Source organism: Photobacterium alginatilyticum (genome assembly GCF_009910675.1).
Lineage (GTDB): Bacteria > Pseudomonadota > Gammaproteobacteria > Enterobacterales > Vibrionaceae > Photobacterium > Photobacterium alginatilyticum.
Genome location: NZ_RSEJ01000025.1, coordinates 96108 through 105845 on the forward strand (window position 1 = coordinate 96108; position 9738 = coordinate 105845).

At 47.8% G+C, this 9738-nt stretch carries 9 protein-coding genes, 1 rRNA gene and 1 riboswitch; of the genes, 7 read left to right on the top strand and 3 right to left on the bottom strand.

The genetic code is table 11. The features are described 5' to 3' along the window. Both nudE and cysQ read left to right on the top strand, forming a co-directional pair. The gene (nudE, locus tag EIZ48_RS21015; protein ID WP_160655873.1) at window positions 1-552 is read left to right on the top strand and encodes an ADP compounds hydrolase NudE; all 552 of its coding nucleotides are present in this window, start codon (window positions 1-3) and stop codon (window positions 550-552) included. A 9-nt stretch (window positions 553-561) separates the two neighbouring features. Then, a complete protein-coding gene (cysQ, locus tag EIZ48_RS21020; RefSeq protein ID WP_160655838.1) occupies window positions 562-1395 on the top strand; it encodes a 3'(2'),5'-bisphosphate nucleotidase CysQ in 834 nt (277 codons plus the stop codon). Window positions 1396-1449: 54 nt separating this feature from the next. On the opposite strand, the gene sthA is transcribed toward cysQ, so the two are convergent. Continuing rightward, window positions 1450-2865 carry a Si-specific NAD(P)(+) transhydrogenase gene (sthA, locus tag EIZ48_RS21025; protein ID WP_160655841.1) on the bottom strand — a complete coding sequence of 472 codons (1416 nt, stop codon included), beginning with the start codon at window positions 2863-2865 and terminating at the stop codon, window positions 1450-1452. A 324-nt stretch (window positions 2866-3189) separates the two neighbouring features. On the opposite strand from sthA, the gene fabR reads away from it, so the two are divergent. Continuing rightward, window positions 3190-3822, top strand: a complete 633-nt coding sequence (gene fabR / locus EIZ48_RS21030; protein WP_160655843.1) for an HTH-type transcriptional repressor FabR — start codon at window positions 3190-3192, stop codon at window positions 3820-3822. Between the two features lie 23 nt (window positions 3823-3845). After that, entirely contained in the window at window positions 3846-4214 is a 369-nt protein-coding gene (locus EIZ48_RS21035; protein WP_160655846.1) for a YijD family membrane protein, read from the top strand. Window positions 4215-4301: 87 nt separating this feature from the next. On the opposite strand, the gene trmA is transcribed toward EIZ48_RS21035, so the two are convergent. Further along, window positions 4302-5408, bottom strand: coding sequence for a tRNA (uridine(54)-C5)-methyltransferase TrmA (gene trmA, locus EIZ48_RS21040; RefSeq protein WP_160655849.1), 1107 nt, complete (start codon window positions 5406-5408; stop codon window positions 4302-4304). Between the two features lie 148 nt (window positions 5409-5556). After that, window positions 5557-5781, top strand: a riboswitch (cobalamin riboswitch). Between the two features lie 40 nt (window positions 5782-5821). On the opposite strand from trmA, the gene EIZ48_RS21045 reads away from it, so the two are divergent. Together EIZ48_RS21045 and murI are read left to right on the top strand one after the other, a co-directional pair. Further along, window positions 5822-7759, top strand: a complete 1938-nt coding sequence (locus EIZ48_RS21045) for a TonB-dependent receptor (RefSeq protein ID WP_160655852.1) — start codon at window positions 5822-5824, stop codon at window positions 7757-7759. Between the two features lie 152 nt (window positions 7760-7911). Beyond that, complete coding sequence (gene murI, locus EIZ48_RS21050) at window positions 7912-8706, top strand: glutamate racemase (protein ID WP_160655876.1); 795 nt, start codon at window positions 7912-7914, stop codon at window positions 8704-8706. Here the strand turns inward: murI and EIZ48_RS21055 are convergent. Next, on the bottom strand, window positions 8675-9130 hold the full coding sequence (locus tag EIZ48_RS21055; RefSeq protein ID WP_160655855.1) for an RNA recognition motif domain-containing protein: 456 nt from the start codon (window positions 9128-9130) through the stop codon (window positions 8675-8677). The genes murI and EIZ48_RS21055 overlap by 32 nt on opposite strands. Before the next feature lie 472 nt (window positions 9131-9602). Between EIZ48_RS21055 and EIZ48_RS21060 the strand changes: the two genes are divergently transcribed. Beyond that, window positions 9603-9738, top strand: a 16S ribosomal RNA gene (locus EIZ48_RS21060); the annotation flags it as partial.

The following is a 9738-nucleotide window of genomic DNA, read 5'->3' on the forward strand; positions in this document are numbered from 1 at the left end:
ATGGCTGCGGACAAGAACAAACCTGAAATACTGGCAACGAAAGTGGTTGCCCAATCCCGACTCTTCAAAGTTGAATCGCTTGATTTGCGTTTTTCTAATGGCGTCGAGCGTACCTATGAGCGAATGAAGCCCAGCGGGCGGCATGCCGTTCTGGTCGTTCCTGTGACCGCCGAAGGTGATTTACTGTTGATCAGGGAGTATTCAGCAGGGACTGAGCAATATGAGCTAGGCTTCCCCAAGGGGCTTATTGACCCGGGTGAAGAGGCGGCAGAGGCAGCGAACCGCGAGCTGAAAGAAGAAATCGGCTTTGGGGCCCGCCAGTTGGTTCCGCTGAAAGAGGTGGTACTGGCTCCGTCCTATTTTTCCAGTCGGATGACGCTGTTTCTGGCTCAGGACCTTTACCCTGAGCAGTTAGAAGGTGACGAGCCGGAGCCGTTGGAAATTGTTCGCTGGCCTGTGAGCCAGGCTGAAGAGCTACTGCATCATCTCGATTTTGCTGAAGCCCGCAGTATTACTGCGCTTTTTCTCGCATTAAACCATTTATCCCAGTAGGAACGAGTTATGGATTTATCGAACCTATTACCTTCAGTGATCGAGATTGCCCGAGCTTCCGGGCAGGTGATCCTCGATATTTATCAGCGTGGCCAGTTTGAAAAGCAGATTAAAACGGATAATACCCCGGTAACCAGTGCGGATCTGGCGGCACATAAGCTGGTGGTCGAAAAGCTGGCGGAGCTGACGCCGGATATTCCTGTCCTTTCTGAGGAAGATGCGGAAATCCCGCTGGTTGAGCGAAGCCAATGGCAGCGTTATTGGCTGGTGGATCCGCTGGACGGCACCCAGGAGTTCATTGCGGGCAGTGGTGATTTTGCGACTATCATTGCCCTGGTTGAAAATAATACCCCGGTGATGGGGGTTGTCTATGCGCCGGTATCTGGCGTGGCGTATTATGCCTATCACGGCAAGGGAGCATGGAAGGTGACGCCTGAAGGTGAAACGGTCCGTATTTCTACCCATAAACATGAGCTGCCTGCTCAGTCTATCGCCGTGGCAATCAGTCGTCGCCAGGATATCAGTGCCATCACCAATCGTCTCGATCCCTCCCTGAACTATGACTTGGTCCCATTGGGCTCAGCGGCGCTGAAGTCATGTCTGGTGGCCGAAGGCGCGGTCGATTGTTACTTACGCCTGGGTCCGACCGGGGAGTGGGATACCGCCGCGACGCAATGTATTGTCGAAGAAGCGGGTGGTCGTATTTTTAATACCCATTTGACCCCGCTGTCCTACAACGAGCGAGACACGTTGGAGAACCCGAACTTTATCACCCTGGGGGATGAAACGCTGCCGTGGTCGACTATCCTGACGCCGGATAATCGGTTGATGGACAGCCAGTAAAGTGCTTGCAGAAATGAAAAAACGGAGCCTCGGCTCCGTTTTTGTGTTTAGGGATTAAAATAACCGGTTTAGTCCGTTGAGGGCTGCCACACGGTAGGCTTCGGCCATGGTCGGATAGTTGAAGGTTGTGTTGACGAAATAGTCGATGGTGTTGCCTTCTCCTTTCTGCTCCATGATTGCTTGTCCGATATGAATGATTTCGGCTGCACGCTCGCCGAAACAGTGGATCCCAAGGATCTCTTTGGTTTCGCGGTGAAACAGGATTTTCAGGCTGCCGACTTCGGTACCGGCAATCTGTGCCCGGGCCAGGTGTTTGAACTGCGAGCGTCCGACTTCGTAAGGCACTTTTTCTGCCGTCAGCTCTTGTTCGGTTTTACCGACAGAGCTGATTTCCGGAATGGTGTAAATACCCGTTGGAATATGATCGATCAGCTGACCTTGCGCTTCTCCGTTGGAGATTGCCTGCGCAACGAAGCGCCCCTGATCATAGGCTGCACTGGCTAGGCTCGGGTAGCCAATCACATCGCCGACGGCATACACATGCTCAACGTCGGTACGGTAGTTCTGGTTTACCTTGAGCTGGCCGCGAGAATCCGGCGTGAGTCCGACTTTGCCCAAGGTGAGGCGGTCGGTATTGCCGGTCCGGCCATTGGCATACAATAGGCAGTCGGCCCGCATTTTCTTGCCGGATTGCAGATGAAGGATCACCCCGTCTTCGGTGCCTTCTATGCGCTCATAGGTTTCGCCGTTGCGGATCATCGCCCCGCTGTTCCATAAGTGATAGGACAGCGAGTCGGAGATTTCATTGTCGAGAAACTCCAGCAACCGGTCACGGGTATTGATCAAGTCGACTTTGACGCCGAGTCCCCTGAAGATTGAGGCATACTCGCTACCGATGACACCGGCACCATAGATGATGATATGGCGGGGGTCGTGCTTGAGCTGCAAAATGGAGTCACTGTCGTAGACCCGGGAATGGCTGAAGTCGACATCTGCGGGTTGATAGGGGCGAGAGCCTGTTGCAATCACGAACTTATCGGCACTGTAAAAATCATAGCTGCCGTCCGCCGTTTTGACTTTTACTGTGTGGGTATCTGTAAAGCTCGCCTCGCCAAAAATAATGGAGCATTGGTTACGGTCATAAAACCCCTGGCGCATTCGGGTCTGCTTGTTGACGACATCTTGGGCGTGGCCGAGGATCTGGCTGAAGGTGCTGTGCAGGGTGGAGTTGTTTTTGCAGTAGAGCGGGTTCTGATTATATTCGATGATCCGGCTGACGGCATGACGTAAGGCTTTTGAAGGTATGGTACCCCAGTGCGTACAGCCGCCGCCAACGCTATCTTCCCGTTCAATGATAGCCACATTGAAGCCTGCCTTGGTGAGCCCCATGGCTGCCCCTTCACCGCCGGGGCCACTGCCAATGATAATGGCGTCAAAGTGCTGGGCATTCTTTTTTTTTGATTGGGTCATTGTTCAGGCCTTTCTTATCATCCGTGCAACATTGCTGTCGCCATAGTTTAACTTTTTCCGGAAGTAGGTAGAATAAACGGGTGGTGATAGATAGGTAATGATCACGTTGTAGGGGCATAAACGCGGTGAAAACGAGACGTAGCCGGTCGGTGAAGTAAGCCTGCGACTTTGTGAGCCAGTAGTGAAAAGTAACAATTACTGCTTTGATTCAGCTCTTATCAGGAATTACTATGTTCTGATTGCTGCGAAAAAGCGATTCTCGCTGAAGTAGCTATCAAAAAAGCGTATAGTTGCAGAAAAAGCTTAAAGAGAAACAACAGGTTCATGGGTATCAGAGCTCAGCAAAAAGAAAAAACCCGGCGTTCACTTATTGATGCTGCATTTAATCAGCTAAGTGCAGAACGAAGCTTTTCGAATCTTAGCTTGCGCGAAGTGGCGCGAGAGGCTGGTATTGCCCCCACTTCTTTTTATCGCCATTTTAAAGATATGGATGAGCTTGGCTTGACTATGGTTGACGAGGGCGGTTTGATCCTTCGTCAGTTGATGCGTCAGGCTCGTCAGCGCATTGCCGAAGAAGGCAGTGTAATCCGGACCTCTGTAGAAACTTTCATGGAATTTATTGAAAGTAGCCCGAACGTATTTAGGTTACTTTTGCGCGAGCGTTCAGGAACTTCCCCCGCGTTTCGTGCGGCTGTTGCTCGGGAGATACAGCACTTCGTGGCTGAGTTGACCGAGTATCTCGAGGCCAAAACCGGTGTGACTCATGACGAGGCTTTTACTCAGGCTGAGGCATCAGTAACGCTGGTATTCAGCTCCGGTGCGGAAGCGTTGGATCTGGATAACCATGCTCGAGCCGAGCATGCTGAAAGACTGATCATGCAGTTAAGAATGATTGCAAAGGGTGCCTATTGGTATCGTAAAGAGCGTGAGCGTCGTGAGCTCAGGCAGAAACTCTAACTTTATTATGTTGGTGAAAGGATATGAACAAGGAACAAGTAAAAGCTGAACGTAAAACATTGCTTCTATCTTTGTTAGCAGGTCTGTGTGGTAATGCTACGTTAGCAGTACTTACGTCAGGCGCGGTGTCGTTTTCAGTTTTCCCTGTTATTGCATTCGGTCTGGCAGTGTACTGCCTGTATCAGGAATACCTGAGCAAGCCGATGTCTGAAGGTACACCGTCGGTTGCCTTTGCCTGCTTCCTGGCGGGTGCTTTTGGTTATTCTGGTTTCCTACGTTCATTCGTACCAGATATGGGGTCTAGCTACCTACCCCTGATTATCACTCTGGGCCTGTTGTTCTGGGTGGTTTACAAGCTGGGTGTGATGTCACCAAGACCGAAAGCGGCATAAACCTAAGGGTTTTGCTTACGAAAAAAGGCGCCAAGGCGCCTTTTTTAATGTCTGTAATCTGTCCTACAAGTCAGTGACGCTGGGAGGCTATTTGCGCTCAAGCAAGACACCTGCTTCCATATGGTGGGTATATGGGAATTGGTCGAACAGGGCAAACCGGGTAATTCGATGCGTTTCGGACAGAATGTTCAGGTTGTCTTTCAGCGTATCCGGGTTGCAGGAAATGTACATGATGCGGTCATAGCCCTGTACCATGCGGCAGGTGCCTTCATCCATTCCCGAGCGCGGTGGATCAACAAAGATAGTGTTGCAGTTATAGCTCTGCAAATCGATGTCCTGATCTTTCAGGCGGCGAAACTCTCGCTTGCCTTCCATTGCATCGGTAAAGTCTTCGGCAGACATACGGATGATCTGTACGTTATCGATGTTGTTAACCGCAATATTGTATTGGGCAGAGTCTACCGATGGCTTGGCGAGCTCCGTGGCCAACACGCGCTCGAAGTTTTGTGCCAGTGCCAACGAGAAGTTACCATTGCCGCAATACAGCTCCAGCAGATCACCTTCACTGTCCTGGGTACAGTCAACGGCCCATTCCAGCATCTTTTGCGCCACTTCACCGTTAGGCTGGGTAAAGCTATTTTCGACTTGCTTGTAGGTCAGGGTGCGCTCGTTAACCTTCAGCTTTTCAATCACGAAGTCCTGATCCAGTACGATTTTTTGCTTGCGGGCCCGGCCAATGAAGTTGAGGTTGAAGCCTTCGTCATTCAGGCGCTGCTTTAATGCCTTGGCTTCGGTTTCCCACTGATCGTCTAGCTGACGGTGATATAGCATAGAAACTAGAACTTCGCCGCTAAGAGTTGAGAGGAAGTCAACCTGGAATAGTTTATGGCGCAGTGCCTTGACAGGCTTAAGGGCATCAACCAGCAATGGCATTAAATCATTGATCAGGCGGCTGGCAGCAGGAAACTGATCGACGCGGTATTTTTCGCGAGTTTCCTGGTTGAACATGATGTAAAACAGGTCTTCGCCTTCGTGCCAAACACGGAACTCGGCACGCATACGGTAATGTTCTGCAGGAGAGGCGAACACCTCAAGCTCAGGGGTTTCAAAATCTGCAAAGATATTTTGAATACGCTCTGCTTTTTCATCTAGCTGGGGTTGATACTCAGCCGGATTGATTGCGGTGGATGCCATCTTGTGTGCCTCAAACTGCTCAAATTAAGAGCGCAGATTTTATTGCATTGCTGACCGATGTCCAGTGTTGTTGCTGATAAAAGTGTCGTGGGAAACGATTCGTCATATGCCATAACAAACAAAACTAGACTTTCTTCAAAATGATAACTAGCATTCGTTTTGCGCTGGTTTGCCTGAACACAGGCCGGGAACACGGTGGGAATCCGTGACTGACGCGCAGCGGTGATAGAGAACGAAAGCACATGGACGTAAAGTTCCGAACACTGCTTCTGCATGCTGTGCAATACAGTTAATGAAGTGGGAAGTTGTTGCCCTAGGTGGTTGTCCAACCAAGCTCTTAAGTCCGAAGACCAACCAGTGTACTAAGCAGACTATCTGCTTCGTAATAAACGCGACTTAAGGTATCCATAAAAATGAAAAAAACGCTTTTAGCAGTGGCGTTGGCCCCGCTGTGTCTTCAAAGTCAGGCTTTTGCTTCTGATACAACTTATCAGGAAGATGAGATTGTAGTGATTAGTCGAAGTGTCAAAGAGCCGTTACATATTGCTGCAAACGTCAATGTCATTGATAGCTATGATATTGAAAAAAGTGGGGCAACTAATTTGACTGAACTGTTGCGTGGGCGCAGTGGTATTCAGGTCTCAGACAGTAATTCCGGTTCTGTGTTTGCTATGCGTGGGTTTAGTGGCAGCCAAGCAGCAAACAATACCCTGATTTTAGTTGATGGACGCCGTCTTAATAACATTGATATTGCAGCTCCGAGCATTAGCGCTATTCCATTAAATCAAATTGAGCGTATAGAGGTTCTTTCTGGAAGTGCTGGCGTGCTTTATGGCGATCAAGCTGTCGGTGGTGTGATTAATATTGTTACTAAGGCACCGGATAGTGCTGGTGGTAACATTAGAGTATCCGGAGGCAGCTTCAATACTTATGAAGGTCAAGGTGATATTTCTGGCTCTCTAGCTGATGACTGGCGTTACTATTTGGTCGGTAGTTATAACCAAGGTGATAATTATCGAGACCATAATGCAAATGAAACTGGGTCTATTTTAGGGCGAATTCAGTACCAGACAGAGAAGGATCTGTTCTTTGTTGAAACGAGTTACTACGATAACCGTCGAGAGCTTGCTGGTTCGTTGACTTTGGAGCAAATTAACGAAGACCCACGTCAGGCTAATCCATCAAACATTAAAGATTTCAACCACGAGAAGACCACAGCAGCCCGCGTCGGTTATCAGCACCAACTGACCAAAGACTGGTCTTTGGGAGCAGATCTTAACTATTCAGATACTGATGTTGAGACGTTCTCATGGGGATCACCGGGTAAGAATGAGCGTTCTTTACTGGAGTTTACTCCAAAGGCTGTTGCTAATATCACGACAGAACAGGGCGATCTGGATATTGTTACTGGCGTTGACTTGAGCCGTGGTGAATCAGAGTTTAGTTCAGGCCGTAGTAACGAACAGAATGTTAGCAGTGTCTATGTGCAGGCAAATATCCCTCAAAATCACCAATTGAGCTATGTGATTGGTGGCCGTTATGCCAGCGCGAAAGATGACCTTACCGATAAATCTGTGTATCCAAATGGTGTTAAGTTAGATCAGGATGCACATGCACTTGAACTTGGCCTAAATTACCGTCCATCGCTCGAGCATAGAATCTATCTTCGTGCTGACGATAACTTCCGTTTTGCGAAAGTCGACGAGCAAGCTTATACCTCTCCGGGTGTTATAGGCTTGAAGCCGCAAACTGGACGTTCCTATGAAGCCGGCTGGGATTGGAATCCAGATTCTCATACTGTGCGTTTGAGTTTATATCGTTTAGACCTTGAAGATGAAATTGTGTTTGATCCAAGTGCTGAAAAGCCGGTAGGTGGTGCATTTAATGGCGCGAATGTTAATGCCGATGCATCACGTCGATATGGGGCTAATTTAGTTTGGGACTGGATTTTAAATGATATGTTCCAGTTTGGAGTGGAATACAGCTATGTCGATGCTGAGTTTACTGAGGGTACAAATAGCGGGAAATCACTATCTTGGGTTGCTGAACACTCAGGACGCAGTTATCTAAGTGTGGACATAACCCATAATTGGCAGCTGTTTACAGAGGCGGTTTATACTGGTGAGCGATTCCTTGAAGGGGATAACGCAAACGCAGATCCAAAGTTAGATGATTACACATTAGGTAACTTGGCTTTGAATTATACCCGTGATGCTTGGTTGGCAAGTTTACGTGTCGATAACTTGTTTGATGAACAGTATGTTAGCTCAGGGTTCTATAGTGACTTCGGGAATGGTTATTATTCCGGAACAGGACGAGCGGTGCGCCTGACTGCGAGTTATAGTTTTTAACTTGAAGAGTTATAACGGAAAACAAACGCTAGGCTATATGCCTAGCGTTTTAGTTATGAGTACTGTTTGTATCATTACACAAGGCATCAGTATTTCGATTTTTGCAAGTTGGCAGTATGATTAGCCTCTGGTTGATATATCGAAAGCGGTGAATAGTGAAACGGGTGCTTATTTTTGATTCTGGTGTGGGTGGATTGTCGGTTTACCAGGAGATCTATGCCCAGCTACCCGGCTTTCAGTATATTTATGCTTTCGATGACGCCGCGTTTCCATATGGTGAGCTACTTGAGAATGTATTAATCGAGCGCACTCAGCATATAGTGTCCCTTTTGGTTGAGCGTCATTCGATTGATTTAGTCGTCATTGCCTGCAATACCGCAAGTACAGTTGTACTGCCATCACTCCGCAAGAACTTAACGATTCCGGTTGTCGGGGTTGTTCCTGCTATTAAACCCGCTGCGCTTATCAGTAAGCAGAAAGCAATTGGTCTGCTCGCAACACCAGCTACCATAAAGCGCGACTATACCAATAAGCTGGTGGAACAGTTTGCCAGTGATTGCGAGGTTTTTCGTATTGGGTCAACCAGGCTTGTCGAAATGGCGGAAGAGAAGTTGCGAGGTAAGGCTGTATCAATCTCGGAGTTGGCAGAGATCCTTTACCCTTGGCAGAATAAGGTAGACAGCATCGTACTTGGTTGCACTCATTTTCCGCTAATCAAGCAAGAAATTGCCGTCGCTTTTGGTTCGCCAGTGCATATCATTGATTCCGGCCTTGCGATTGCAAATCGAGTGAAGGCATTGCTAGGTGAGCAGGTGAAGGCCTCATCGGCTTCAGTTTTGAATCTTACATACAACAGTGCCGCGAACAATCATGTCGCGGCACTGAATCGTAGTTTACAAGAAATGCAGTTGGAGGCTATTCAGTCTCTGTGCTATCCGAAGATTTAGGTTCGTTGGCTTCTCGTACCTTCAGAGTACGCTGTCCATACTCTTTGTTGTTGAGTTGATCAATGGCAGTATCGGCATCATTACTGTTCATCACAACAAAACCAAACCCGCGACGTTTACCTGTACGTTTATCTTTCATAAGGCGTACAGCAAATACTTCACCATGTTCGGCAAATAGTTTTTTCACTTCATTCTCATTGGCACGATAGGGCAGGTTGCCGACATAGAGGGTTTTACTGCTTTGAGAAGCATCTGAATTACTGATTGATGGTTGAGTGTTTTCTAGATGATTAATGGCTACAACAGCCGTAATGACACCTAAAGCAAAGGAGATACCGGGAGAAAAAGGAAGAAAGCTAAAAACTAAAGCCCCGATAATGGCGATAGCGCCTATTGCTATCATGGTTTGTTTGGAAAATTTCATATTCAAAGCTACATCGTCATAAATATTATAAGAGAAGGCGTTATTGGTTATTTTAACAACAGAGTCACATCGATATTACTTTCATTGACTTGGAATTGCTAGTTAGTGAATGTGACGATCCTCTAATGTTGAAATTAGAGGCTTTTACAACACATTAGTTGAAATATTCGTCAGGCGGTGTTTTTTTTGCAAAAAACACTTGTCAGAGCGATCGAAGTCTCTATAATGCCGCCTCACCGACACGGAGCACGGCGACTTAAGCCAGCAACGTATCGGATTTGTTCTTTAACAATTTGACCATGCAATCTGTGTGGGCACTCGTGAAATGATTAGTCAAAAGATTTATCAGTGAACTGAGTGACCAATACAAATAACTTCAGTTATTTGGCACAGTCAATTCGTTCTAACTTGGTTAGAACAATCAGTATTCATTGAGCCGGTCGCCTTTTTACAAGAGCGGCCAACAAAACTTTAATTGAAGAGTTTGATCATGGCTCAGATTGAACGCTGGCGGCAGGCCTAACACATGCAAGTCGAGCGGCAGCGACAACATTGACCCTTCGGGTGATTTGTTGGGCGGCGAGCGGCGGACGGGTGAGTAATGCCTG

What these genes read in the sequence shown, in the direction of transcription:
- trmA (WP_160655849.1), bottom strand. Translation starts at nt 5,408, where the DNA reads ATGGCATCCACCGCAATCAATCCGGCTGAGTATCAACCCCAGCTAGAT.
- EIZ48_RS21035 (WP_160655846.1), top strand. Translation starts at nt 3,846, where the DNA reads ATGAACAAGGAACAAGTAAAAGCTGAACGTAAAACATTGCTTCTATCT.
- sthA (WP_160655841.1), bottom strand. Translation starts at nt 2,865, where the DNA reads ATGACCCAATCAAAAAAAAAGAATGCCCAGCACTTTGACGCCATTATC.
- EIZ48_RS21045 (WP_160655852.1), top strand. Translation starts at nt 5,822, where the DNA reads ATGAAAAAAACGCTTTTAGCAGTGGCGTTGGCCCCGCTGTGTCTTCAA.
- nudE (WP_160655873.1), top strand. Translation starts at nt 1, where the DNA reads ATGGCTGCGGACAAGAACAAACCTGAAATACTGGCAACGAAAGTGGTT.
- EIZ48_RS21055 (WP_160655855.1), bottom strand. Translation starts at nt 9,130, where the DNA reads ATGAAATTTTCCAAACAAACCATGATAGCAATAGGCGCTATCGCCATT.
- cysQ (WP_160655838.1), top strand. Translation starts at nt 562, where the DNA reads ATGGATTTATCGAACCTATTACCTTCAGTGATCGAGATTGCCCGAGCT.
- fabR (WP_160655843.1), top strand. Translation starts at nt 3,190, where the DNA reads ATGGGTATCAGAGCTCAGCAAAAAGAAAAAACCCGGCGTTCACTTATT.